Here is a 23,785-nt window from a genome sequence, read left to right as displayed (position 1 = left end):
CCAGGCTCAGGACGGGCGCAAGCCACGTTCCAGCCAGAGGCGGCTGGCGAGTGTCACCAGACCGTCGAGCAGCAATGCCAGCAGCGCCGTGCAAGCGGCGCCGAGCAACAATTGCGGCTGGTTGTTCAAGGCAATGCCAGGGAAGATCAGGCTGCCGAGGCTGTTGGCACCGATCAGGAAAGCCAGCGGGGCGGTGCCGACGTTGATCGCCAACGCTACGCGCACGCCACCGACGATGATCGGCACGGCGTTCGGCAACTCGACTTTCCACAGCACCTGGCGCGGGGTCATGCCGATGCCGACGGCGGCTTCCTTGAGGGAGCCCTGGACATTCTTCAGGCCTTCATAGGTGTTGCGTACGATGGGCAACAGCGAGGCGAGGAACAGGGCGAAGATGGCGGGCCCGCTGCCGATGCCCAGGATGCCGAGGGCGATGGCCAGCACAGCCAGGGGCGGCACGGTATTGCCGATGTTGAACACTTGCATGAAGCGTTCGGCGCGCCCGACCATGCCGGGGCGGCTGAGGGCGATGCCGGCGGGGATGCCGACAATCAGGGCCGCCAACATGGAGGCCAGGACAAGCATCAGGTGCGCTTGCAGGTAGAACAGCAGATCGTCGCGGTAGCGTTGGATCGTATCGATGCCGATCCAGTGGACCAACAGGGCCAGGAGGGCGACGACGACCGCACCCCCGATAAGCCCTTTGCCATAGCGGATAGCCACAGGCGGACTCCTTTGTCTTTCAGTCGGCGCACGCTGTCCCAAGCGACAAACCGTCATGGGTTGCCGGGAAAACGTTCGCGAGAAGCAGCTCTTTTCGAGGCCGGTAAAACGACGTCGAAGCGAGCCATGAGCGCAGCCTCGTCAGGCTAACTTGCTGATTTTTCAGGCCCTGACGGTTGCGCGTATCAGGGGGGTGGACGTCTCCACGGGGCAAAAGGTTCCCATGTAAGGGAAGATCTGGCCACCCTGGATGTGCTCAACGGTTCGGTGCCTGGCACACGTTGGGCTATAGTTTCTGCCCTTTTTTTGAGTCACCCGCCAGGCGATTTTCCATGACCAAACATGCCGTATGGAATTGGCCGGGATCGGGCAGGATTGAATTATATACTTGACGGAATATTCTCTTAAGGACATATTTGCAATGCCATGGACTGTCGAGCTTTGTGATGAGTTTGAACCGGAATTCGAGGCCATGGCCGAGGCGGTTCAGGATGAACTGCTGGCCCAAATGAAGGTACTTGAGCGATTCGGTCCGGAACTGGGGCGTCCGCAGGTGGATACGCTTAACGGCTCAAAGCACGCCAATATGAAAGAGTTGCGTTTCAAGGCTGATAACGGGGTCTGGCGTGTGGCCTTCGCGTTCGATCCAGAAAGGAAAGCCGTCCTGCTGATTGGTGATGACAAGTCAGGCGGAAGCCAGAAGAAGTTCTATAAGGACTTGATCAAGACAGCAGATGTCCGTTTTGACCGGCACCTAAGCACACTGAAGAAAGGGTAAGGCAATGGCTAAGTCAATCGACGAGATTATGAAAGGGCTTCCCGCGGCCCGTCGACAGAAGATCGAACAGCGCGGCGCAGAGCTCATTGCAGAACAGATGACCCTGCAGGAACTGCGCAAGGAGCTGAATCTCACGCAGGAGACTATGGCCGGTCTTCTCCACATGAAGCAAGGCAACGTCTCTAAAGTGGAGAAGCGTACCGACATGCTGCTCTCTACGCTGCGCGAATACGTTGAGGCTATGGGAGGGACACTGGAATTGGTTGCCCGGCTTCCCGGTCGTGGCCCCGTGAAGCTGGAAGGTCTTCGTGATTTGAACGCGGACTACAAGTAAGAAAAAAGGCCATCCAGACGGATGGCCTTTTGGTTTTCCAGTCAACCTCTTTCGGCGAGTGCGCAGTTCCAGCCAAGCGCTATCGGGCATCGTACCGAGCACTCCCGTCCGCCCTTTGTTACAATGCGCGGTTCCCTGTACTGGCCTGTGCAATCGGCCAAAAGCAAATTTTTCAGTGTGTGCATAACAGCATGCACAATCGAGATTTTGAACGATGTCCGACAGCAAAATTGTCAATGAAGTCAATGCCAGACGCACGTTTGCCATTATTTCCCACCCCGATGCCGGTAAGACCACCATCACCGAAAAGCTCTTGCTGATGGGCAAGGCGATTGCGGTGGCCGGCACGGTGAAATCCCGCAAGTCCGACCGCCATGCCACCTCCGACTGGATGGAAATGGAAAAGCAACGGGGTATTTCCATTACCACGTCGGTCATGCAGTTCCCGTATCGCGAGCACATGATCAACCTGCTCGACACCCCGGGCCACGAAGACTTCTCCGAAGACACCTACCGCACCCTGACCGCGGTGGACTCGGCCTTGATGGTCCTCGACGGCGGCAAGGGCGTCGAGCCACGGACCATCGCGCTGATGGACGTCTGCCGTCTGCGGGACACGCCGATCGTCAGCTTCATCAACAAACTCGACCGTGACATCCGCGACCCGATCGAACTGCTCGACGAGATCGAAGCGGTCCTGAAGATCAAGGCCGCGCCGATCACCTGGCCGATCGGTTGCTACCGCGACTTCAAGGGCGTGTACCACCTGGCCGACGACTACATCATTGTCTACACCGCCGGTCACGGGCACGAGCGCACCGACGTCAAGATCATCGAGAAGCTCGACTCCGACGAAGCCCGCGCCCACCTGGGCGACGAGTACGATCGTTTTGTCGAGCAACTGGAACTGGTGCAGGGCGCCTGCCATGAATTCAACCAGCAGGAATTCCTCGACGGCCAGCTGACCCCGGTGTTCTTCGGCACCGCCCTGGGCAACTTCGGCGTGGACCATGTGCTCGACGCAGTGGTCGACTGGGCTCCGCGCCCGCTGCCTCGCGTCGCCAACGAGCGTACCGTGGAGCCAGTGGAAGAGAAGTTCGCCGGCTTCGTGTTCAAGATCCAGGCGAACATGGACCCCAAGCACCGCGACCGCATCGCCTTCATGCGCATCTGTTCCGGCAAATACGAAAAAGGCATGAAGATGCGCCACGTGCGCACCGGCAAGGACGTGCGCATCGGCGACGCCCTGACGTTCTTCTCCTCGGAACGCGAACAACTGGAAGAAGCCTTCGCCGGTGACATCATCGGCCTGCACAACCACGGCACCATCCAGATCGGCGACACCTTCACCGAAGGCGAGGCCCTGGGCTTCACCGGCATCCCGCACTTCGCCCCGGAACTGTTCCGCCGTGTGCGTCTGAAGGACCCGCTCAAGTCCAAGCAACTGCGCCAAGGTTTGCAGCAACTGGCCGAAGAGGGCGCCACCCAGGTGTTCTTCCCGGAGCGCAGCAATGACATCATCCTCGGCGCCGTCGGTGTGCTGCAGTTCGACGTCGTCGCCAGCCGCTTGAAAGAGGAATACAAGGTCGAATGCTCCTACGAGCCGATCACCGTGTACTCCGCCCGTTGGATTGAATGTGGTGATAAGAAAAAGCTCGAGGAATTCTCCAACAAGGCCGTGGAAAACCTTGCGCTGGATGGCGGCGGGCATTTGACCTACCTGGCGCCTACGCGGGTGAACCTGGCGCTGATGGAAGAGCGCTGGCCGGATGTGAAATTCCGCGCGACGCGGGAGCATCACTAAGCATCAAGCGTGACCCACTGTGGGAGCGAGCTTGCTCGCGATAGCGGTGGGTCAGCTTGCCCGGATGTTGGATGTGCCGCTGTCATCGCGAGCAGGCTCGCTCCCACACTGGTTTTGTGTCAGCCCTCAATCTCCCGGTCACCCATAGTCCCCTGTGGGAGCGGGCTTGCTCGCGAAAGCGGTGGGTCAGCTTGCCTGGATGTTGGATGTGCCACCGTCATCGCGAGCAGGCTCGCTCCCACACTGGTTTTGTGTCAGCCCTCAATCTCCCGGTCACCCATAGTCCCTGTGGGAGCGGGCTTGCTCGCGAAAGCGGTGGGTCAGCTTGCCTGGAGGTTGGATGTGCCACCGTCATCGCGAGCAGGCTCGCTCCCACACTGGTTTTGTGTCAGTCCTCAATCTCCCGGTCACCCATAACTCCCTGTGGGAGCGAGCCTGCTCGCTATAGCAATGGGGCAGCGTGCTGGATGCTGGATGTAACGCCGCTGTCGCGAGCAAGCCCCACAGGGGGTTCTGGCGTTAGTTTGTTTGGAAATAGCGCTTATTCGAAACCAGGCTTTCGTACGGAACCTAGTACTTCTGCTAGTGGCTGTTGACGGGAGACTGGTTTATATGTCGCGTAAGTTTCCAATCGACGGGTGCGCAGACATGTCTTCAAAAAAAGAAGGTTTCCAGGTTTTCTATAGCTATGACCCGATTGACCGGCATACGGGCGTCAAGCATTCGGACGGTACGAGCGTCCGCATATTTCATCGCGGCGACCGTGTTGCGACTGAAGTAGCGGACGATGTCGTGCACAGCGTATTTGAAGCGCAAGGCGCTCTTCTTGGCCAACAGACAGCGAATGGGGGCGGCCAAGAAACGACCTTGATTGCTCATGATGACAAACGCTCGACGCTTCTCAGCCTAAGGGCAAACGAGACAGAGCCGCAAGCAACGGCATATAGCGTGTTCGGCTACAGTCCTATCGACAAGGCTTCACATCGTGTACTGGGTTTTAATGGGGAACGTTACGATAAAAACAGCGGATTTTATTTGTTAGGTAATGGCTACCGTGCTTTTAACACGGTACTGATGCGCTTTAATAGCCCTGACAACCAGAGTCCATTTGGTGATGGTGGAATTAACGCCTATGCGTATTGTACGGGCGACCCGGTTAATAGAACGGATCCGTCTGGGCATTCCTGGATGTCGCCATTCAAGGGCATAGGTAATCTTTTTTGGCGGCAGAAGTCGATTCTTAAACCAGTTGGTGATTATACCGCAGTGAAGCTGGGGGGGGGCACGGGTAAAATATACGGAAGAAATAGTATTTCGCATAAGTATGCTAGGCTCTCGAAGAACAGAAAGTTTTCGGAAAAAACCGCGCTTGAATTGGCAAATAATATAGATTTAGATATGGTCGCTCGGAGGGAAGCTCATATCAACGCAAAAGTGGCAGGACTATTAACTAGCAGACGTCAGCAGGCTTTGACTAGAAAAGTAGACACTTTCATGAGCAATGATCCGAAAATTGCGAAACTTCGTGTGGAGCTGGAAAACGCTAGAGGCGTTCGTGATGTCGATGACATTAAGATGCATGCTGCAGTAGTACATGAGGCCGCTGAAGATGTGAGACGTATACACGAAAGAGTTAACAATATCCGAAATAATGTCGAGTTTGAAATATCGTATTCGTTCCAATGGCGGAGGAGCAACTAACCTATCTGGCGCCAACCCAGGTAAACGTGGCCGGCGTTGTTCAAGGCAGTTGTTAACGGGATAAATAGTTTTATGTAAAGGGTCATTTGGCAGGAGACTGCCTTCCCAAGGAAATCCGATGATCGAGCCAGGTATTAGCGCCAGTATCATGCGGACCCAACTTGTGGGGCTTGCTCGCGAAAGCGGTGGGTCAGCTCGCCTGGATGTTGGATGTGCCGGCCTCTTCGCGAGCAAGCCCGCTCCCACGAGGGTTTTTGGGGTTAGTAGGTTTTGAGATAAGCCTTATTCGAAACCATTCTGTTGGGCGGGGCATTTCCAGTCGTTCTGCGGCGTCTTATCTGGTGAACTGGCCTGTTCAGAACTAGATTTTCTTGAGCACCGTCGGGCCCCGGCTTTATCCGGAACAGAAGGAATGGGTTATGAACAAGCTGCTACGCATGATGTTTTTGCTGAAGGTGTTGGTGATGCTGTCCCTCGGTTCCACGGCGGCGTGGGCCGAGTGTGATGAACATGAGAAACACGCGTCGAGTGGCTCGGTGGTTCAGGGTGGGTTGATGCTTGCCGCGACCACCACAGAGGAGCCAGGCGATCAGGATAATGATGACTCGACCCTAGACGATCCGGACACCGACGACGGTGGCGATAGCGGTGATGGTGGTGAGGGCGATGCCGACGAAGGCGATAGCCAGACGTAGACTGCTGACCTAAAGAAAACCCCTCCAGCCCCACTGATACTCAGTCGGGGCTGGAGGGGTTTTTCATGCCGGGTGCACTGCCCAAGGTGAAGATTTACCCCTGTGGCGAGGGAGCTTGCTCCCGCTGGCCTGCGCAGCAGGCCCAAAAGAGGGTCCGCTGCGCGGCCCAGCGGGAGCAAGCTCCCTCGCCACAAGGGCTTTTCTGCCTTAAGTGCTTTGCTGCTTTTTAGCCTTCCGCCGCGCCGTCTAGAAAGCGCTCGGCGTAGTGACACGCCACCAGCCGGTTATCGAGCGGGCGAAGCGCCGGTTCTTCAGTCTTGCAACGCTCAGTCGCATACGGGCAGCGCTTGTGGAAAGCGCAGCCGGACGGCGGGTTGAGCGGGTTGGGCAGTTCGCCGACGATCTTGATCTTCGGCTTGTTCGGGTCCGGGTGGATGGTCGGGGTGGCCGACAGCAGCGCCTGGGTGTACGGGTGCAACGGGCGGCTGTAGATGGACTCGTTGGGGCCCATTTCCACCGGGCGGCCGAGGTACATCACCATCACGTCATCGGCCACGTGTTGCACCACCGCCAGGTTGTGGGAGATGAACACGTAGGCAGTGTTGAATTCCTGCTGCAGGTCCATGAACAGGTTCAGCACCTGGGCCTGGATCGACACGTCCAGCGCCGACGTCGGTTCGTCCGCCACCAGCACCTTGGGTTGCAGCATCATGGCGCGGGCCAGGGCGATGCGCTGGCGCTGGCCGCCGGAGAACATGTGCGGGTAGCGCTGGTAATGCTCGGGGCGCAAGCCCACCTGCTTCATCATCGCCTGGACTTTTTCCCGCCGCTCGGTAGCCGACAGGCTGGTGTTGATCAGCAATGGCTCGGCCAGTTGATCACCGATTTTCTGCCGCGGGTTGAGGGACGCGTAAGGGCTCTGGAAGACCATCTGCACGTCTTTGCGCAGTTGCTTGCGTTCGGCCTTGTTGGCGCCGGCCACTTCCTGGCCGGCGATTTTCAAGGAGCCGGCGGACGGCTCTTCGATCAGCGTCAGGGCCCGGGCGAGGGTGGACTTGCCGCAACCGGATTCGCCCACCACGGCCAGGGTCTTGCCGGCTTCCAGTTCGAACGACACACCGTTGAGGGCGCGCACGGTCGCATGGCCCTTGAACATGCCACGGGACACTTCGTAATGACGGGTCAGGTCACGGGCGGTAAGTACGACGGCCATCACGCCACCTCCTGGTTCAACGGGTAGAAGCAGCGGGCGAGGCTGTTGGATTTCGGATCGAGGGCCGGGCGTTGTTGACGGCAGTTGTCCTGCACGTACGGGCAGCGCGGCGACAGCAGGCAGCCTTGCGGACGGTCGTAGCGACCGGGCACGATGCCGGGCAAGGTCGCCAGGCGCTCGGCGCCCATGCTGTGTTCGGGGATCGCCGCCAGCAGCGCTTCGCTGTACGGATGAGCCGGAATGTCGAACAGCTGCGGCACCTGGCCCACTTCCACGGCTTGGCCGGCGTACATCACGCACACGCGCTGGGCGGTTTCAGCGACGACGGCGAGGTCGTGGGTGATCAGCACCAGGCCCATGTTCTGCTCTTTTTGCAGGGCCAGCAGCAGGTCCATGATCTGCGCCTGGATGGTCACGTCCAGGGCGGTGGTCGGTTCGTCGGCGATCAACAGTTTCGGCTCGCCGGCAATCGCCATGGCAATCGCCACGCGCTGGCTCATGCCGCCGGACAGTTGATGCGGGTAGGCGTCCATACGGCTGGCGGCGCCGGGGATCTCGACTTTTTCCAGCAGCTCGATGGCACGCTTGCGGGCGGCCTTGCCGGACATCTTCAGGTGCAGGCGCAGCACTTCTTCGATCTGGAAACCCACGGTGTAGCTGGGGTTGAGCGCGGTCATCGGGTCTTGGAAGACCATCGCCAGGTCCTTGCCGACGATCTGCCGGCGCTGGCGGTTGCTCAGCTTGAGCATGTTCTTGCCGTCGAAGTTCAGCGCATCGGCGGTGACGATGCCAGGGTGCTCGATCAACCCCATCAGCGCCATCATGGTCACGGATTTACCCGAGCCCGATTCGCCGACGATCGCCAATACTTCGCCTTTGTCCACGCTCAGGTCGAGGCCGTCGACCACCGGCACGGCGGTGGCGTCGCCGAAGCGGACGTTGAGATTCTTGATTTCTAGCAGTGACATGGGAATCTCCTCAGGCGGCATTCTTGAGTTTCGGGTCCAGCGCATCGCGCAGCCCGTCGCCCATCAGGTTGATTGCCAGCACGCTGAGCAAAATGGTCAAGCCAGGCAGGCTCACGACCCACCAGGCGCGTTCGATGTAGTCGCGGGCCGAGGCCAGCATGGTGCCCCACTCAGGGGTCGGTGGCTGCACGCCGAGGCCGAGGAAACCCAGGGCGGCGGCGTCGAGGATCGCCGAGGAAAAGCTCAAGGTCGCCTGGACGATCAGCGGTGCCATGCAGTTGGGCAGCACGGTGATGAACATCAGGCGCGGCAGGCCGGCGCCGGCCAGGCGAGCGGCGGTCACGTAGTCGCGGTTCAGCTCGCCCATCACGGCGGCGCGGGTCAGGCGCACGTAGGACGGCAGCGAGACGATGGCGATGGCGATCACGGTGTTGATCAGGCCTGGGCCGAGGATGGCGACGATCGCCACGGCCAGCAGCAGCGACGGCAGGGCGAGCATGATGTCCATCAGGCGCATGATGGTCGGGCCGAGGAGGCGCGGAAAGAACCCTGCAAACAGGCCCAGCAGGATCCCCGGGATCAGCGACATCACCACCGACGACAAGCCGATCAGCAACGAGAGTCGCGAGCCCTGGATCAGCCGCGAGAGCAGGTCGCGGCCCAGCTCGTCGGTGCCCAGCAGGAATTGCATCTGCCCGCCCTCAAGCCACGCCGGCGGCGTCAGCAGGAAGTCACGGTATTGCTCGCTCGGGTCGTGAGGCGCGACCCACGGGGCGAAGATCGCGCAGAACACGATCAGGATCATGAACAGCAGCCCGGCCACGGCGCCCTTGTTGCGGGAAAACGCCTGCCAGAATTCTTTGTACGGGGATGGGTACAGCAGGCTTTGATCGACTGCTACCGCGGTAGTTGGAGTACTCATGGTCTTGATCTCAGCGCTGGTGACGGATGCGTGGGTTGGCAAAGCCGTAGAGGATGTCCACGACGAAGTTGACCAGAATCACCAGGCAGGCGATTAACAGGATGCCGTTCTGCACCACGGGATAGTCCCGGGCGCCGATGGCTTCGATCAGCCACTTGCCGATGCCCGGCCAGGAGAAGATCGTTTCGGTCAGGACCGCACCGGCCAACAGCGTGCCGACTTGCAGGCCGACCACCGTCAGCACCGGGATCAGCGCGTTGCGCAGGCCATGCACGAACACCACGCGCGACGGCGACAGGCCCTTGGCCTTGGCGGTGCGGATGTAGTCTTCACGCAGCACTTCGAGCATCGAAGAGCGGGTCATGCGGGCGATCACCGCCAGCGGAATGGTGCCCAGTACGATGGCCGGCAGGATCAGGTGATGCAGGGCATCGAGGAACGCGCCCGGCTCATCGGCCAGCAGCGTGTCGATCAGCATGAAGCCGGTTTTCGGCTCGATGTCGTAGAGCAGGTCGATCCGTCCCGACACCGGCGTCCAGCCCAGGGACACCGAGAAGAACATGATCAGGATCAGGCCCCACCAGAAGATCGGCATCGAATACCCCGCCAGGGAGATGCCCATCACCCCATGGTCGAACAGGGATCCTCGCTTGAGTGCCGCGATCACCCCGGCCAGCAGGCCCAGGATACCGGCGAACAACAGCGCGGCCATGGACAGTTCCAGGGTCGCGGGAAACAGGGAGCTGAACTCGGTCCAGACGCTTTCACGGGTGCGCAGCGATTCGCCGAGATCGCCCTGGGCCAGTTTGCCGATGTAGTCCAGGTACTGGGCATACAGCGGTTTGTTGAGGCCAAGGCGTTCCATTGCCTGTGCATGCATTTCGGGATCGACCCGACGTTCGCCCATCATCACTTCCACGGGGTCGCCGGGGATCATGCGAATCAACGCGAAGGTCAGCAAGGTGATGCCGAAGAACGTGGGGATCAATAATCCCAGTCGGCGGGCAATAAAACTAAACATCTTCAGGTGTACCTCATCAGCCGGTTAGGCGTGCCCGGCAATCCTTTGGTGAAGGTTGCCGGGCGTTTTCTTATCTACTTCACCTGGGTGGTGGCGAAGTTGTTGGTGGTGAGCGGGCTAATCACGTAGCCCTCTACGTTGTTGCGCATTGCCGTGAACATGCGGGTGTGGGCCATGCTGATCCATGGCTGGTCCTGGTTGAAAATCACCTGGGCCTGCTCATAGAGCTTCGCGCGCTCCTCGGGGTTCACTGTGGCGCGTGCCTGGTCGAGCAGCGCCTGGAATTTCTCATTGCACCAGCGCGCGTAGTTTTCGCCGTTCTTGGCGGCTTCGCAACTGAGCATAGGCGTCAGGAAGTTATCCGGGTCGCCGTTGTCGCCCGCCCATCCGGCGGACACCATGTCGTGCTCGCCGTTTTTCGCGCGCTTGAGCATTTCGCCCCATTCCATCACGCGGATGTCGACCTTGATCCCGACTTTTGCCAGGTCGGCCTGCATCATCTGCGCGCCGAGCATCGGATTGGGGTTGGTCGGGCCGCCGCCGTTACGGGTGAACAGGGTGAACACGGTGCCTTCCGGCACGCCGGCTTCCTTGAGCAACTGGCGCGCCTTGTCCAGGTCGCGGGTCGGGTTCTTCAGGTCGTGGTTGAAGCCCAGCAGGGTCGGCGGGTACGGGTTGACCGCCGCGGTGGCGTTGCCCTTGCCGAACAGCGCGTTGACGTAGGCTTCCTTGTCGAAGGCCAGGTCGATGGCTTTGCGCACCCGCACGTCGCTCATGTACTTCTTGCTGGTGTTCAACGCGGTATACGAGACGGTCATCGCGTCCAGCTCGGTGACCTTCAGGTTCGGGTCTTTCTTGATGCTGGGGATGTCATCGGGTTTGGGGTACAGCGCGATCTGGCACTCGTTGGTCTTGAGCTTCTGCATGCGCACGTTGTTGTCGGTGGCGATGGCCAGTACCAGCGCATCGGCCGGCGGCTTGCCACGGAAGTAGTCCGGGTTGGCCTTGAAGCGAACCTGGGCGTCCTTGTTATAGCGCTGGAACACGAACGGGCCGGTGCCGATCGGCTTGCTGTTCAAGTCGCCGGCCTTGCCTGCCTTGAGCAACTGGTCGGCGTACTCGGCCGGGTAGATCGAGGAGAAGGCCATGGCGATGTCGGCCAGGAACGGCGCTTCGCGGCGGGTCAGGCTGAACTTGACCGTGTGTTCGTCGACTTTCTCGACGCTCTTGAGCAGTTCCTTGAAGCCCATGCTTTCAAAGTACGGAAAGCCCACGCTCGACAATTTGTGCCACGGGTGGTTCGGGTCCAGCTGGCGCTGGAAGCTCCAGACCACGTCGTCGGCGTTCATATCGCGGGTCGGCTTGAAGTAGTCGGTGGTGTGGAACTTGACGCCCTTGCGCAGGTGGAAGGTGTACGTCAGGCCGTCGTCACTGATGTCCCAGGATTCGGCCAGGGCCGGAATCACTTCAGTGGTGCCGGGCTTGAAATCGGCCAGGCGATTGAAAATGGTTTCCGCCACGGCATCGGCGGTGACTGCAGTCGTGTACTGGACCATGTCGAAGCCTTCCGGGCTGGCTTCTGTGCAAACCACCAAGGGTTTGGCCGTGGCGCCAACGGCGACGCTCAGCAATGCGGCGGCGATGGCGGCGCGTAGGGGAATCATGTTCATCGTCAATCCTCTGCAATCGGGTAATTGGCAAAAGACCGGGCGGGGGACCTTGTGAGTCGACCGCCCGGTGGCAGTTTAGAGAATGTTGAACGGAATGGTGGTGACCAGGCGGAACTCGTTGAGGCTGCCGTCGGCCTGGTTTTCGCTGGCGCGGTGTGCGGTGTAGGTCGCACGGATCGCCGTGGCTTTCAGAGGGCCGCTCTGTACGGCATAGGACGCGCCGACGCCGTATTCGTAGTGGTGCTCACCGTCCATGGCTCGTACGTCGCTATAACCGGTGCTGTTGTAGTGCGTACCGTCGATGCCCCAGCCGCGAGCCTGGTAGATGTTGAACTTCAGGCCTGGCACGCCGTATTCGGCCATGTTCAGGCCGTAGGCGATCTGGAAGGATTTCTCGTTCGGGCCGTTGAAGTCCGACAGCAGGGAGTTGGCCAGGTAGATGCCGTTGGTTTCGTGCAGGTAGTCGAAGTACTCGTTACCGTTCACTTCCTGGTACGAGAACGTCAGGCTATGGGCCTGGTGCGTCAGGCCGAACGACAGGGAGTAGGTGTCGTTGTCGATCTCGCCCAGCTTGCTTTTGCCCGAGTCCACGGTCTTGTAGTAGTTCAGGCCGGTGGTCAGGCTCAGCACCGAGCTGTCGCCCAGTTCATGGGTGGCACCGAAGTAGTACTGGTTCCACATATCCTCGGCTTCGGTCGCCCACAGGCTGGTCTTCAGGCTGGCCAGTGGCTGGTAGGTGATACCGGCCGTGTTGACGTGATCGGTCTCGACGCTGCTGTCACCGTATTCGGAGCGGAACTTGCGCTGGCTCTGTTCGGTACGTGGCGAGTTGCGGTCGAAGGTGGCGATGTCGAACGCCAGGTTTTCGAATTCTTCGCTGTGCAGGCTCACACCCTGGAAGCTTGAAGGTAGGGCACGGTTGCCGATCACGTCGACCATCGGGCTGCTGAAGTTCTGGCGGCCGGCGGTCAGGGTGGTGTTGGACACGCGGGCCTTGAGGTTGGCCAGGCCCAGTTTGCTCCACTGGCCCACGGCGTCGCCGCCTTCGCGGGTCAGGGTACGGTTGTTGCCGGCGCCAGGGCGGGTGGTCGGTGCACCGCCGTTGTTGGACGCCAGGTCCTTGCGGTCCTGGTCCAGGGCGATGGCGTTGTAGGCGGCCAGTTCGGTGCTGAAGCCCACAGTGCCTTCAGTGAAGCCCGAGTTGTACTTGATGATGGTGCCTTGCAGCCAGTTGATCCGGCGGTCGGTCTCGCGTGCTTCGCCGTTCTTGCGATAGGTGAGTTTCGTGCCGCGCTTGAATTGCTCGTTGGCGTACCAGTTGCGCGTGCTGCCCGTGACGGATTGGCCGTCGATGAAACCCTTGGCTTCGCTTTGCTCGCTGGTGGTCTTGAGGGTCACCGGGGTGACCGCCTGGCTCTGGGATTCTGCGAAAGCCGTTGCGGTAATGCTGCTGATGGCCAAGGCCAGTATCGCGGTGCTGCTCAGTTTCATCGGTAACGCTCCTTTTTCTTTTTTTTGTGCCGATCCTTTTGGATGATTCGGCTAACGGTTTACAACTCATTCACAGCTAGCAAACGTTTGCATCACGTCTGATCGACGAATTCAGGCAAGACGTCTGCGTGAGGGCTTCCAGGGAAGCCCTCGCTGTGCGGCTAGACGGTTATGGGTTCAGGCTGACGCCCGAGAACACGTTGCGACCGAAGGGGCTGACTTTGAACCCTTCGACTTTGGCACTCAGCGGCTGGTTGACCGTCGAGTGGGCAACAGGAGTGATCGGCACTTGCTGCTTGAGCAACTGCTGGGCCTGTTTGTAGAGCACGGTGCGCTGGTCGCGGTCGGTGACGACCTTGGCCTGCTTGATCAGCTTGTCGTAATCCTGGTCACACCACATGGAGTAGTTGTTGCCGCCAATGGCATCGCAGCTGTACAGCGTGCCCAGCCAGTTGTCCGGATCACCGTTGTCGCCGGTCCAACCGATCAGGCTGATGTCGTGCTCGCCGTTCTTGGTGCGCTTGATGTACTCGCCCCATTCGTAGCTGACAATCTTCACTTTCAGGCCGATCTTCGCCCAATCCGCCTGGAGCATCTCGGCCATCAACTTGGCGTTGGGGTTGTACGGACGTTGCACGGGCATGGCCCAAAGGGTGATTTCGGTGCCTTCCTTGACGCCGGCGGCCTTGAGCAACTCCTTGGCTTTTTCCGGGTTGTAGGGCGTGTCCTTGATGGTGTCGTCGTAGGACCACTGGGTCGGCGGCATGGCGTTTTGCGCCAGTTGCCCCGCGCCTTGGTACACAGCATTGAGAATGCCTTGCTTGTTGACCGCCATGTCCAGCGCCCGGCGCACTTCGACCTGGTCGAACGGCTTGTGGCGGGTGTTATAGGCGATGTAGCCGAGGTTGAAGCCGGGCTTCTCGATCAGTTGCAGCTTGGAGTCGTTCTTCAAGGCCGGCACGTCGGCGGGACGCGGGTGCAGGGTCACCTGGCATTCGTTGGCCTTGAGCTTCTGCACCCGCACCGACGCATCGGTGTTGATGGAGAAGATCAGGTTGTTCAGCTTCACCCGTTCCGGCGCCCAGTATTGTTTGTTGGCGACGTAGCGGATGTTGGAGTCTTTCTGATAGCTCTTGAATTCGAACGGCCCGGTGCCGATCGGCTTCTGGTTGATGTCGCTCGGCTTGCCACTTTTGAGCAGTTGGTCGGCGTATTCGGCCGACAGGATCGCGGCGAAGCTCATGGCGATGTTCTGGATGAACGCGGCGTCCACGCTGTTGAGGGTCATCACCACCGTCAGCGGCCCGGTCGCTTCCACCTTGGCGATGTTCTTGTTCAGGCTCATGCCGTTGAAGTACGGGAACTCGGTGGGGTAGGCCTTGCGGAACGGATGCTGCGGATCGAGCATGCGGTTGAAGGTGAACAGAACGTCGTCGGCGTTGAAATCCCGGGTCGGCGTGAAGTAATCAGTCGTATGAAACTTCACTCCTTCGCGTAGGTGGAACGTGTATTTCAAGCCGTCTTCGGAAATGTCCCAGCTTGTCGCCAGGCCCGGGACGACATTGGTCGCGCCTTTTTCGAACTCGGCCAGGCGGTTGTACAGCGGTTCGGCGGCATCGTTATCAGTCGCGGTGGTGTACTGCGCGGTGTCGAAACCGGCGGGGCTGCCTTCGGAACAGAACACCAGGCTGCCGCCGGCGGCTTGGGTGGCGGATGTCGCGGCCAACAGGCCGGTGCCCAGCAATGCGGATAAAACCAAGGTATGGCGCATGACGCTCCCTCTCTCGTTCGGGGTGTTTGACAGTGAACCGGTGTCCTTCCGGGGACAGGTCCGGCGCACTGAGCTCATTCCATTGCGTAGCGATGCCGCAGGATCAGCAAGCCGTCCAGGCCCCGACGGTATGAGTCGTGGGCCTGGGGGTAAATGCGTAATGCCTGAAAGACTTGTGGGAAAAGGCGATACGTCCTAAACCAACTGCTGTGGTACGCAGTGCTTTTGGATGTAGGCGATTTCCTGAGTCTTGGCTTAAAGCAACGGCATGCCGTGGGAGCGAGCCCTGCTCGCGATGGTGTTGTTGGTACACCATCGCGCTTAAAAAAGGGGCCGCTACGCCCGAGGCGTCGGACCGGCCCAGCGGGAGCAAGCTCCCTCGCCACAGGTCACCTTATTTGCTGACGCTGACGCCGTAGAAGGAGTTCAAGCCAAATGGGCTGATCTTGAAGTCCTGCACGTTGGCGCGCATGGGTTGATACACCGTCGAGTGAGCGATAGGTGTCATCGGCACGGCATCCTTGAGGACGTGTTGTGCCTGTTTGTACAGTTCGGTGCGCTTGGCCTGGTCGGTGGTGCGCTTGGCTTCTTTCACGAGGCCGTCGAACTTCTTGTCACACCATTTGGAGAAGTTGTTGCCGGCCAGCGAGTCGCAGCCGAACAGCACGTTGAGCCAGTTGTCCGGGTCACCGTTGTCGCCGCTCCAGCCAATGATCATCGCCTGGTTCTCGCCACCTTTGGAACGCTTGATGTACTCGCCCCATTCGTAGCTGACGATGTTGACGTTCAGGCCGATCTTCTTCCAGTCGGACTGCAGCATCTCGGCCATCAGCTTGGCGTTCGGGTTGTAAGGACGCTGTACCGGCATCGCCCACAAGGTGATGTTGGTGCCTTCCTTGACGCCGGCTTCCTTGAGCAGCTCCTTGGCTTTCTCAGGATCGTACTTGGCATCCTTGATGGTGGTGTCGTAGGACCATTGGGTTGGCGGCATGGCGTTGACAGCCAACTGGCCGGCGCCCTGGTAGACCGAATCGATGATCTGCGGCTTGTTGACCGCCATGTCCAACGCCTGGCGGACTTTCAGGTCAGCCAGCACGTTCGGCTCGTTGCTGCCCTTGATCTTGTCCATCACGTTGTAGGCGATGTAGCCCAGGTTGAAACCCGCCTGGTCAGGCATCTTCAGTGCCTTGTCTTCCTTCAGGGCCTTGAGGTCGGCCGGGCGTGGGAAGAGGGTGATCTGGCATTCGTTTTTCTTGAGTTTCTGCATGCGCACCGACGGGTCGGTGGTGATGGCGAAGATCAGGTTGTCGATCTTCACGTCTTCAGGCTTCCAGTAGTCCTTGTTCCCGGTGTAGCGGATGTTGGAGTCTTTCTGGTAGCTCTTGAACACGAATGGGCCAGTGCCGACCGGCTTCTGGTTGATGTCCGGGGCCTTGCCATCCTTGAGCAACTGGGCAGCGTACTCGGCGGACTGGATCGAGGCGAAGCTCATGGCCAGGTTCTGGATGAACGCAGCGTCGACATCTTTGAGGGTGAACTTGACGGTGTGGTCGTCGATTTTATCGATCTTGGTGATGTTGGTGTCCATCCCCATGTCGGTGAAGTACGGGAATTCGGTCGGGTACGCCTTACGGAAAGGGTCGTCCTTGTTGATCATGCGGTTGAACGTGAACAGCACGTCGTCGGCGTTGAATTCGCGGGTCGGCTTGAAGTACGAGGTGGTGTGGAACTTGACGCCTTCACGCAGATGGAAGGTGTAGGTGAGGCCGTCTTCGGAAATGTCCCACTTGGTGGCCAGGCCAGGAATCACGGCGGTGCCGCCGCGCTCAAACTGGGTCAGGCGGTTGAACATGGTCTCTGCAGAGGCGTCGAAGTCGGTTCCGGTGGTGTACTGACCAGGGTCGAAGCCGGCCGGGCTGCCTTCGGAGCAGAACACCAGGTTAGTCGCGGCGGAAGCGAAGGGAGCGCTGGCTAACAAGCCTGCACCGACTAAAAACGGAATGACCGCGTGTTTAAGCATGTTGGCCTCATGATTTGTTGTCATTTTTGGATTTGAGGGCGACCTCGTGAGTCGTCCTGCGGATACTTATGCAGGCCCCATACCCAATGCAAGATCCAGAGCGGTTTCAAGTCTGAAACAGTGGCACGAACGTACCTTAATGTCGCATCTGTGTAACTTCTGACGCATTTGATCGTTTGCGCGCGTTTTTTAAGGGCGATTGGCGCCCTTTCCCGGTGCGCTGCGTGGCTTTGGCGCACCGGTAGGGGGCGGGTTTTACCTCTTCAAACCCACGTCGTAGAGGGGGATAGGGCTGAATGGGCTGAGTTTGAGATCCGGCCCCTTTTTGTTTATCGCTGCCGGAGGCGCCGTTATCTTCGGTCCAGGGTTCAATCGATGCACCGGCATTGCCCATGGGTCGAGGGTGGCGCCTGGCGCAACCTTTGGCTTTCTGGAGTGGCGCCTGGGAGTTTGCGTATGCTTCGGGGCGAGGCGGCCTGGAAGCTGACCTGATTCTTCCAGTCATACGTCGTCGGATCTGTGGGAGCAAAGCTTGCTCGCGAGGCGGCCTGGTAGCCGACCTGGCTCTCCCGGTCATATCCCAATCCATTGTGGGAGCGAGCCTGCTCGCGAAGGCGGCCTAGTAGCCGGCCTATCTCTCACGAATGTACCCGATCAGTTGTGTGTGGGTTTGTTCGCGAAGGTGGCCTGAAAGCCCAGGTGTGAAGGCTGGTCATTTCAGAGGTCGAAGCAATATGCCTATGTCCCGCCGACCACCAAACCCGTGGCGAGGGAGCTTGCTCCCGCTGGGGCGCGAAGCGGCCCCAACAGCAGCGACTGCATCCATTTGACGTACCGAGGCGTCAGGTTTGGGGGCTGCTGCGCAGCCCAGCGGGAGCAAGCTCCCTCGCCACGGGGGTTGCAGCGCCAGTAAGTGTGATGAGTCATGCATTTATGTCGGAAGGATCACCGGCCTCGAAACGAAACATCCCACAGCTTTTTAGGGTTGTCCCTCGGAAGTGGGTTCTCTAACCTTTTTCCTGTCGCTGCAAAACAGCGACCGGGAGTGGGAACCCGAAATTAATAGGTCGTAAGCCTCACGACCATAACGGCAAGTGATGGCTCCAATTTCATCAGGAGCATGCACATGAACGAAGGAAAGACTGAACCGAACTTCAACAGAACAAACCCATTGGCGGGCTTCGACGCCATCGAAGACCTACTCAAAGACCACGCCGCCGCCGAGCGCGCCCTAAATCATTACCTCAACCCCAAACCTCCAGAACCAAGCACCGATCAGCGAATCGACAGCCTGTTTTCCGTCACCGCCAAGGCCGACGCCGACACACTACTGACCAGCACCTCCGAAACCCTGGCCTCGATAAAAGCCATGGCCGAGGACCTGGCCTTTGAAGTGGAGGGCACGCGACGCAGCGTGGCCCTGGGGATTCATCAGTTGGTGGAGTTGTGCCAGTTGCTGGTGGACAAGGCGTTGGATCAGCTCGAAGCACCGGCCAGCCCTGCACCGTGACAACCCCCTGTGGCGAGGGAGCTTGCTCCCGCTGGGGCGCGAAGCGGCCCCAACAGCGGCAACTGTATCCATCTGATACACCGAGGTGTCAGGTTTGGGGCTGCTGCGCAGCCCAGCGGGAGCAAGCTCCCTCGCCACGGGGGGTTGTTTTTTGTCGCAGGGCTTCAGGGTTCAGCCAGTACGAAGCTGGCTGAACCCGCTGTCCATCATCACTGCATCAACACCTCAATCGCCCCATCCGCCGTCATCGTCACCTTGCTGGTGCCCGCTTCCACCTCAGGCGTCACCGACTCGGCATCCATCGACGCCGCTTTCATCATCATCTGCGGGCGCATGTACGGTTGTGGATAACCGTTGGTGTTGAAGTTCAGGTTGACGATTTTATAACCCTTGCCGCCCAAGGCTTCAGTGGCCAGTTGGGCGCGGGCCTTGAAGGCGTTGACGGCGTCCTTGAGCAGGGCGTCCTCGCTGGTCTGGCGGGTGGCGGTGGCGATGGCGAAGTCCATGCCGGCCATTTTCATGCCGCCCAGCAGTTCGCCGGTGAGTGTGGACAGGGCGGCGAAGTCGGCGCTTTCCAGGCGCAGTTCCGCGCGTTCGCGCCAACCGGTGATTTTCCCACCTTTGTTGTCGTAGATCGGGTAGCTGTTGCGGCTGCCCTGGCTCAAGTTGATGCCCTTGACCTGTTTGGCCTGGCCGATGGCTTTGTTCAGGGTGGTGCTGACAGCGGCGGCGAGTTTGGCCGGGTCGGTGTTCTGTTCTTCGGTGTAGAGGGTGACGATCATCAGGTCGCGGGCCACTTCCTGGCTGGCTTCGGCGCGCAGGGAGATCTGGTTGTAGTGCAGCTCATCGGCGGCCAGGGCCGGCAGGCTGGCGACGGTGCCGAGGCTGAGGGCGAGCAGGGCGGCGGGGCGACTGAACGTGTGCATGAAAGCTCCTTGGGATGATGCGCAGGGGTTGGTTCCGGGCCTGCGTGAACGATAAGACTCTAGCGTTTATGGTTGGGTTCGCACAGTTACAACTTCTATACAGATGCGAAGGTTGGTGGAGCTTTTGTGGCGAGGGAGCTTGCTCCCGCTCGGCTGCGTAGCAGTCGTAGTCTTTTGGGCCTGCTGCGCAGTCCAGCGGGAGCAAGCTCCCTCGCCACAGGGGGTTATAGGTAGCATGCGGGGCTGTGGCGCTTTGCCGCATATCTGCCGCTGCAACCCCCGCCTTGGTTATACTCCGTGCGATCCGCCTGGAGCGCTCATCAGGAGAGCTCATGCTCGCCCCCTTGCAAATGACTTCCGCCTCTCGCCAGAACCTCTGGCGCCTGACATTCATCCGCATCCTGGTCCTGGCGGCCCAGGCCGGTTCCGTGGGGCTCGCCTATTGGTTCGACCTGCTGCCGCTGCCCTGGCTGCAACTGGCGATCACCCTGGTCTGTTCCAGCGTGCTGTGCGCGCTGACGGCGATTCGCCTGCGCGCGTCCTGGCCGGTGACCGAGCTTGAATACGCCGTACAGCTGGCCTGCGATCTGTTTATCCACAGTGCGCTGCTGTATTTCTCCGGCGGCTCCACCAATCCTTTTGTCTCCTATTACCTGGTGCCGCTGACCATCGCCGCCGTGACGTTGCCGTGGCGGTATTCGCTCATCCTTTCCGGCATCGCCTTGGCGCTGTACACCTTGCTGCTGGCGCGTTTCTATCCGCTGGAAACCTTCCCCATCGCCCGGGAAAACCTGCAGATCTACGGTATGTGGCTGAGTTTCGCCCTGGCCGCGGCGGTCATCACGTTTTTTGCCGCGCGCATGGCCGAGGAGCTGCGTCGCCAGGAGGAGCTGCGGGCGATCCGCCGCGAAGAAGGCCTGCGGGACGAGCAACTATTGGCCGTGGCGACCCAGGCCGCCGGTGCCGCCCATGAGTTGGGCACGCCGCTGGCGACCATGAGTGTGCTGCTCAAGGAAATGCGCCAGGATCATAAAGACCCGGCGTTGCAGGAAGACCTCGGCGTGCTGCAGGACCAGGTCAAGCTCTGCAAGGAAACCCTGCAATACCTGGTGCGCGCCGCCGAGGCCAACCGCCGGCTGGACATCGACATGCAGGCGGTCACCTTCTGGCTCGATGATGCCCTGAATCGCTGGCATTTGATGCGTCCGGAGGCCAGTTATCGCTTCCAGTGCCTGGGCAAGGGCACAGTGCCGCGCATGGCGCCGCCGCCGGACTTGACCCAAGCGCTGCTGAATCTGTTGAACAATGCCGCCGACGCCTGCCCCGAAGGTTTGGAAGTGGTATTGGATTGGGATGCCTATGAATTGACGATCTGTATCCGCGACCACGGCGCCGGTGTGCCGCTGGCGATTGCCGAGCAGATCGGCAAACCGTTTTTCACGACCAAGGGCAAGGGTTTCGGCCTGGGCCTGTTCTTGAGCAAAGCCAGCGTGACACGCGCCGGCGGCTCGGTGAAACTCTACCCCCATGAGGAAGGCGGCACGCTCACCGAGCTGCGCCTGCCCCATGCCGACCGAGGAGACGAAACATGAGTGACGAGATCCAAGTCGACGGCGAAGAACTGCCGCACCTGCTGCTGGTGGACGACGACGCCACCTTCACCCGCGTCATGGCCCGGGCCATGTCCCGTCGCGGTTTTCGCGTGAGCACTGCAGGTTCTGCCGAGGAGGGCCTGACCATCGCCCAGGCCGACCTGCCGGACTACGCCGCCCTCGACCTGAAGATGGACGGCGATTCGGGCCTGGTACTGCTGCCCAAACTGCTGGAGCTGGACCCGGAGATGCGCGTGGTGATCCTCACCGGTTATTCGAGCATCGCCACCGCGGTCGAGGCCATCAAGCGCGGCGCTTGCAATTACCTGTGCAAACCAGCGGATGCCGATGACGTGCTGGCGGCGCTGTTGTCCGAACACGCCGACCTCGACACCCTGGTGCCGGAAAACCCCATGTCGGTGGATCGCCTGCAATGGGAACACATCCAGCGCGTGCTGACCGAGCACGAAGGCAATATCTCCGCCACCGCCCGCGCCTTGGGCATGCATCGGCGGACCTTGCAGCGCAAATTGCAAAAGCGTCCTGTGCGTCGCTGAACCTGCGCTGAACAAATGCTGTCCACCCTCGCGACACATCGGGCCGTTGCTTTATGATCGGCCCGAGTTTTTTCTCCTATGAGCCTTAACCATGAATCAGAACGCTGAATATTCCGCGGTCAATGACGCGGTGCGCGGCCAGTTTTTCCGCCGTGTCTGGCAGATGACCACGCCGTACTGGCGCAGTGAGGAGAAGGGCAAGGCCTGGACGCTGTTGATTGCCGTGATCGCGCTGTCGTTGTTCAGCGTGGCAATCTCGGTGTGGGTCAACAGTTGGTACAGGGACTTCTATAACGCCCTCCAAGAGAAGGATACTGCGGCATTCTGGCGGTTGATCCTGTATTTCTGCGGCATTGCGGCGGTGGCGATCCTCGGCGCGGTGTACCGTTTGTACCTCACGCAGATGCTCACCATCCGCTGGCGGGCCTGGCTCACCGAGCAGCATTTTGCCCGCTGGCTCAACAACAAGAATTACTACCGGCTGGAGCAGGGCGGCTATACCGATAACCCCGACCAGCGGATTTCCGAAGACCTCAACAGTTTCACCTCCAACACACTGGAACTGGGCCTGGGGCTGCTTCGCACGGTCGTCAGCCTAGTGTCGTTCTCGATTATCTTGTGGGGCGTGTCGGGCAGCATCGAAGTGTTCGGCTACACCATCCCCGGCTACATGTTCTGGGCTGCGTTGGTGTATGCGGCGGTGGGCAGTTGGCTGACGCACCTGATCGGCCGTCGCCTGATCGGCCTGAACAACAACCAGCAGCGTTTCGAAGCCGACCTGCGTTTCTCCATGGTGCGGGTGCGCGAGAACGCCGAGAGCATTGCGCTGTATGGCGGCGAGCCCAACGAGAATCGTCGCCTGAGCGGTCGTTTCGGCCTGGTCTGGCACAACTTCTGGGACATCATGCGCGTGTCCAAGCGCCTGACGTTCTTTACGTCCGGCTACGGCCAGATCGCGATCATCTTCCCGTTCATCGTCGCCGCGCCGCGTTATTTCTCGGGCAAGATCCAGCTGGGCGAGCTCATGCAGATCAACTCCGCGTTCGGTAACGTGCAGGAGAACTTCAGTTGGTTCATCACCGCCTACGCCAACCTCGCCGCGTGGCGCGCCACCTGTGATCGTCTGCTGAGTTTCCGCCAGGCGATGAGCGACAACGAAGACCGCGTGCCGGCCATCGATGTGCAGAACCAGGGCAACGCGTTGGCGGTCCGCAACCTCGGGTTGGACTTGGCTGACGGGCGTCATCTGCTCGACAACGCCGATATGAATGTGGAACCTGGCGAGCGGGTCATGCTCAGCGGTCGTTCCGGCAGCGGCAAATCCACCCTGTTGCGCGCAATGGGGCATTTGTGGCCTGCGGGGCACGGGACGATCCGGCTTCCGGCGGCGCGCTACTTGTTCCTGCCGCAAAAACCTTACCTGCCGATTGGCAGCCTGCGGGAAGTGTTGAGTTATCCACAGGCCGGCGACGTCTACCCCAACGAACGTTATGCACAGGTGCTGGAAACCTGCCGCCTGCCGCACCTGATCCCGCGCCTGGACGAAAGCAACCACTGGCAGCGGATGCTCTCGCCTGGTGAGCAACAACGCCTGGCCTTTGCCCGCGCATTGCTTTATGCACCGCTTTGGTTGTACATGGACGAAGCGACCTCGGCGATGGATGAAGAGGACGAAGCGACGCTGTACCAGGCGCTGATCGACCAGTTGCCGGGCCTGAGCATTGTCAGCGTTGGTCACCGAAGCAGTTTGAAACGGTTCCATCCGCGACATGTGCGTATCGAAAATGGCCAACTGGTGGAGCGCACCGTAACCGCCTGACCACCGAAAACCTGTGGGAGCGAGCTTGCTCGCGAAGGCGGGGTGTCAGTTGACATTGATGTATCTGACACAGCGCCTTCGCGAGCAAGCCCGCTCCCACAAGGGTTTGGGGTGAACCGGGTGTTTAGCTCTACAACCGATCCCATGTGGGAGCGAGCCTGCTCGCGATGAAGGCGACTCGGTATCCGCCCCCGACTTGCCACTGCACCCCCGGTGATCGTACAACCACGTTGCGCTATGATGTTGCCATTCAGCCGTTTACCGAGACAC

The 23,785-nt window shown here is 60.1% G+C and carries 19 protein-coding genes; 9 read left to right on the top strand and 10 right to left on the bottom strand.

Features of this window, described 5'->3' with window-relative positions; all coding sequences use genetic code 11:
* Positions 1 to 6 precede the first annotated feature (6 nt).
* Positions 7 to 723, bottom strand: coding sequence for an ABC transporter permease subunit (locus M1D99_RS25535; protein WP_207963293.1), 717 nt, complete (start codon positions 721 to 723; stop codon positions 7 to 9).
* A gap of 421 nt (positions 724 to 1,144) precedes the next feature.
* Here M1D99_RS25535 and M1D99_RS25530 point away from each other — a divergent pair, with 421 nt between their 5' ends.
* The 5 genes from M1D99_RS25530 to M1D99_RS25510 all read left to right on the top strand — a co-directional run bounded on the left by M1D99_RS25530 (position 1,145) and on the right by M1D99_RS25510 (position 6,035).
* Positions 1,145 to 1,501, top strand: coding sequence for a type II toxin-antitoxin system RelE/ParE family toxin (locus tag M1D99_RS25530; protein WP_434572362.1), 357 nt, complete (start codon positions 1,145 to 1,147; stop codon positions 1,499 to 1,501).
* Positions 1,502 to 1,505: 4 nt separating this feature from the next.
* Positions 1,506 to 1,835, top strand: a complete 330-nt coding sequence (locus M1D99_RS25525; RefSeq protein WP_186729511.1) for an XRE family transcriptional regulator — start codon at positions 1,506 to 1,508, stop codon at positions 1,833 to 1,835.
* Between the two features lie 214 nt (positions 1,836 to 2,049).
* Positions 2,050 to 3,639, top strand: a complete 1,590-nt coding sequence (locus tag M1D99_RS25520) for a peptide chain release factor 3 (RefSeq protein WP_458130954.1) — start codon at positions 2,050 to 2,052, stop codon at positions 3,637 to 3,639.
* 648 nt (positions 3,640 to 4,287) lie between these two features.
* Entirely contained in the window at positions 4,288 to 5,340 is a 1,053-nt protein-coding gene (locus tag M1D99_RS25515) for an RHS repeat-associated core domain-containing protein (protein ID WP_458130953.1), read from the top strand.
* Between the two features lie 419 nt (positions 5,341 to 5,759).
* The gene (locus tag M1D99_RS25510; RefSeq protein ID WP_434572356.1) at positions 5,760 to 6,035 is read left to right on the top strand and encodes a hypothetical protein; all 276 of its coding nucleotides are present in this window, start codon (positions 5,760 to 5,762) and stop codon (positions 6,033 to 6,035) included.
* A gap of 226 nt (positions 6,036 to 6,261) precedes the next feature.
* Here M1D99_RS25510 and M1D99_RS25505 read toward each other — a convergent pair whose 3' ends face one another.
* From M1D99_RS25505 to M1D99_RS25470, 8 genes are all read right to left on the bottom strand, one after another.
* Entirely contained in the window at positions 6,262 to 7,248 is a 987-nt protein-coding gene (locus tag M1D99_RS25505; RefSeq protein WP_458130952.1) for a peptide ABC transporter ATP-binding protein, read from the bottom strand.
* Positions 7,248 to 8,216: an ABC transporter ATP-binding protein gene (locus tag M1D99_RS25500; protein ID WP_458130951.1), complete on the bottom strand. Its 969-nt coding sequence runs from the start codon at positions 8,214 to 8,216 to the stop codon at positions 7,248 to 7,250. Before M1D99_RS25500 ends, M1D99_RS25505 begins: the two co-directional genes overlap by 1 nt.
* 10 nt (positions 8,217 to 8,226) lie before the next feature.
* Positions 8,227 to 9,138, bottom strand: coding sequence for an ABC transporter permease subunit (locus tag M1D99_RS25495; RefSeq protein WP_458130950.1), 912 nt, complete (start codon positions 9,136 to 9,138; stop codon positions 8,227 to 8,229).
* A 10-nt stretch (positions 9,139 to 9,148) separates the two neighbouring features.
* Positions 9,149 to 10,159: an ABC transporter permease subunit gene (locus tag M1D99_RS25490; RefSeq protein WP_053118417.1), complete on the bottom strand. Its 1,011-nt coding sequence runs from the start codon at positions 10,157 to 10,159 to the stop codon at positions 9,149 to 9,151.
* Between the two features lie 74 nt (positions 10,160 to 10,233).
* Positions 10,234 to 11,829 carry an ABC transporter substrate-binding protein gene (locus M1D99_RS25485; protein WP_458130949.1) on the bottom strand — a complete coding sequence of 532 codons (1,596 nt, stop codon included), beginning with the start codon at positions 11,827 to 11,829 and terminating at the stop codon, positions 10,234 to 10,236.
* Positions 11,830 to 11,904: 75 nt separating this feature from the next.
* Positions 11,905 to 13,320 (bottom strand): OprD family porin, encoded by a 1,416-nt coding sequence (locus M1D99_RS25480; RefSeq protein WP_434572347.1) that lies wholly within the window; start codon positions 13,318 to 13,320, stop codon positions 11,905 to 11,907.
* A gap of 169 nt (positions 13,321 to 13,489) precedes the next feature.
* Positions 13,490 to 15,091 carry an ABC transporter substrate-binding protein gene (locus M1D99_RS25475; RefSeq protein ID WP_458130948.1) on the bottom strand — a complete coding sequence of 534 codons (1,602 nt, stop codon included), beginning with the start codon at positions 15,089 to 15,091 and terminating at the stop codon, positions 13,490 to 13,492.
* A 394-nt stretch (positions 15,092 to 15,485) separates the two neighbouring features.
* Entirely contained in the window at positions 15,486 to 17,111 is a 1,626-nt protein-coding gene (locus M1D99_RS25470) for an ABC transporter substrate-binding protein (protein ID WP_458130947.1), read from the bottom strand.
* A gap of 1,126 nt (positions 17,112 to 18,237) precedes the next feature.
* On the opposite strand from M1D99_RS25470, the gene M1D99_RS25465 reads away from it, so the two are divergent.
* Positions 18,238 to 18,621, top strand: a complete 384-nt coding sequence (locus M1D99_RS25465; protein WP_434572343.1) for a DUF6124 family protein — start codon at positions 18,238 to 18,240, stop codon at positions 18,619 to 18,621.
* A gap of 209 nt (positions 18,622 to 18,830) precedes the next feature.
* On the opposite strand, the gene M1D99_RS25460 is transcribed toward M1D99_RS25465, so the two are convergent.
* Positions 18,831 to 19,547 (bottom strand): SIMPL domain-containing protein, encoded by a 717-nt coding sequence (locus M1D99_RS25460; RefSeq protein WP_434572341.1) that lies wholly within the window; start codon positions 19,545 to 19,547, stop codon positions 18,831 to 18,833.
* 332 nt (positions 19,548 to 19,879) lie between these two features.
* On the opposite strand from M1D99_RS25460, the gene M1D99_RS25455 reads away from it, so the two are divergent.
* The 3 genes from M1D99_RS25455 (at position 19,880) to M1D99_RS25445 (ending at position 23,515) form a co-directional block, all read left to right on the top strand.
* Positions 19,880 to 21,139, top strand: coding sequence for an ATP-binding protein (locus tag M1D99_RS25455; RefSeq protein ID WP_186710791.1), 1,260 nt, complete (start codon positions 19,880 to 19,882; stop codon positions 21,137 to 21,139).
* Positions 21,136 to 21,696: a response regulator transcription factor gene (locus tag M1D99_RS25450; protein ID WP_003177957.1), complete on the top strand. Its 561-nt coding sequence runs from the start codon at positions 21,136 to 21,138 to the stop codon at positions 21,694 to 21,696. The genes M1D99_RS25455 and M1D99_RS25450 overlap by 4 nt, the downstream gene beginning before the upstream one ends.
* 91 nt (positions 21,697 to 21,787) lie before the next feature.
* Positions 21,788 to 23,515 (top strand): ABC transporter ATP-binding protein/permease, encoded by a 1,728-nt coding sequence (locus M1D99_RS25445; RefSeq protein ID WP_458130946.1) that lies wholly within the window; start codon positions 21,788 to 21,790, stop codon positions 23,513 to 23,515.
* The last annotated feature ends 270 nt before the right edge of the window (positions 23,516 to 23,785 follow it).

The organism is Pseudomonas sp. R3-41, from assembly GCF_054161485.1.
The sequence above is the reverse complement of the archived record's forward strand: the minus strand, read 5'-3'. Positions and strand labels throughout refer to the sequence as shown.

Bases quoted from the DNA above. Each gene is read 5' to 3' on its own strand.
- M1D99_RS25530 (WP_434572362.1), top strand. From the start codon at position 1,145: ATGCCATGGACTGTCGAGCTTTGTGATGAGTTTGAACCGGAATTCGAG.
- M1D99_RS25525 (WP_186729511.1), top strand. From the start codon at position 1,506: ATGGCTAAGTCAATCGACGAGATTATGAAAGGGCTTCCCGCGGCCCGT.
- M1D99_RS25520 (WP_458130954.1), top strand. From the start codon at position 2,050: ATGTCCGACAGCAAAATTGTCAATGAAGTCAATGCCAGACGCACGTTT.
- M1D99_RS25515 (WP_458130953.1), top strand. From the start codon at position 4,288: ATGTCTTCAAAAAAAGAAGGTTTCCAGGTTTTCTATAGCTATGACCCG.
- M1D99_RS25510 (WP_434572356.1), top strand. From the start codon at position 5,760: ATGAACAAGCTGCTACGCATGATGTTTTTGCTGAAGGTGTTGGTGATG.
- M1D99_RS25505 (WP_458130952.1), bottom strand. From the start codon at position 7,248: ATGGCCGTCGTACTTACCGCCCGTGACCTGACCCGTCATTACGAAGTG.
- M1D99_RS25500 (WP_458130951.1), bottom strand. From the start codon at position 8,216: ATGTCACTGCTAGAAATCAAGAATCTCAACGTCCGCTTCGGCGACGCC.
- M1D99_RS25495 (WP_458130950.1), bottom strand. From the start codon at position 9,138: ATGAGTACTCCAACTACCGCGGTAGCAGTCGATCAAAGCCTGCTGTAC.
- M1D99_RS25490 (WP_053118417.1), bottom strand. From the start codon at position 10,159: ATGTTTAGTTTTATTGCCCGCCGACTGGGATTATTGATCCCCACGTTC.
- M1D99_RS25485 (WP_458130949.1), bottom strand. From the start codon at position 11,829: ATGAACATGATTCCCCTACGCGCCGCCATCGCCGCCGCATTGCTGAGC.
- M1D99_RS25480 (WP_434572347.1), bottom strand. From the start codon at position 13,320: ATGAAACTGAGCAGCACCGCGATACTGGCCTTGGCCATCAGCAGCATT.
- M1D99_RS25475 (WP_458130948.1), bottom strand. From the start codon at position 15,091: ATGCGCCATACCTTGGTTTTATCCGCATTGCTGGGCACCGGCCTGTTG.
- M1D99_RS25470 (WP_458130947.1), bottom strand. From the start codon at position 17,111: ATGCTTAAACACGCGGTCATTCCGTTTTTAGTCGGTGCAGGCTTGTTA.
- M1D99_RS25465 (WP_434572343.1), top strand. From the start codon at position 18,238: ATGAACGAAGGAAAGACTGAACCGAACTTCAACAGAACAAACCCATTG.
- M1D99_RS25460 (WP_434572341.1), bottom strand. From the start codon at position 19,547: ATGCACACGTTCAGTCGCCCCGCCGCCCTGCTCGCCCTCAGCCTCGGC.
- M1D99_RS25455 (WP_186710791.1), top strand. From the start codon at position 19,880: ATGCTCGCCCCCTTGCAAATGACTTCCGCCTCTCGCCAGAACCTCTGG.
- M1D99_RS25450 (WP_003177957.1), top strand. From the start codon at position 21,136: ATGAGTGACGAGATCCAAGTCGACGGCGAAGAACTGCCGCACCTGCTG.
- M1D99_RS25445 (WP_458130946.1), top strand. From the start codon at position 21,788: ATGAATCAGAACGCTGAATATTCCGCGGTCAATGACGCGGTGCGCGGC.